General features: G+C 47.0%; 1 pseudogene. It reads left to right on the top strand.

The features are described from left to right. A pseudogene (locus ASC50_RS01225) lies at positions 1-1,011 on the top strand (SusC/RagA family TonB-linked outer membrane protein); the annotation flags it as partial.

Raw genomic sequence — 1,011 nt, forward strand, 5'->3', positions numbered from 1 at the left:
GATTGAACAAGGAAATTTATCAGGTTACGGAGTTTGATAAAGGGGAATATTACGGATGGACTGATGCGCAGTTGGATGCTTTGGGCAAAGGAACAAACTGGCAAGATGCCGCTTTGCATACAGCCGCTTCTCAATCGCATCAGCTGACCATCAGCGGTGGCGACGAGAAGACACGTTACCTGGTGGCCGGTAATTTCACCGACCAAGCGGGTATCATTGTCAATACCGATTTCCAACGCTATACCGGACGTTTCAATTTTGAACGTGACTTGTTTAGCAATTTGACCATCGGGATGACGGCTAATGCGGGTAACCTCACACAAAACGGGTTGGCTGACTATGCAGGTATTGAAACCGGCAGCGCATCCAATTCGTTGAGTTATGTGATACTGATTCCGCAAACAGTGCCTATCTACAACGCCGATGGTACCTACAACTACAACAACATCCACGAAAAAGGCGACTTGCGGTATGGCGACCGCACCGTTAATGCGGTTTCCGACCTTTACAACACGGTTTCGCAAAGTACGCAAAATACCTTGCTGGGTAGTTTCTTCACCACTTGGACGATTATTCCCGAATTAAAAGCGAAAATCAGTGCCGGTACTAATCTGAATAATACTACTCAGAATTTCTTCGGTCCCTCTACTTCTGCCGCCGGTTTTTTGGCAAAAGGGTATGGCTCCATAGGAAACAAACGTACCACGTCATGGTTGTCGGAATACACCTTGAATTACACCAAACAGCTCCACAACGACCATTATATTGATATTTTGGCCGGTTATACCACCCAAACGAGCTATTGGGAGCGCACGGTTGTTTCCTCTACCCGATTCTCGAACGAAACGCTTACTTATCACAATTTGCAAGCCAGCGAAGGTCTTTTGGCTCCCACTACCGACGGTGCAAGAAATGCACTGAACTCATATTTGGGTCGTGTAAACTACACTTTCAAAGGGCGTTACAACTTGACTGCTACTTTGCGTGCCGACGGTTCTTCCCGTTTTGCTC

It is taken from the genome of Candidatus Symbiothrix dinenymphae, assembly GCF_001431085.1.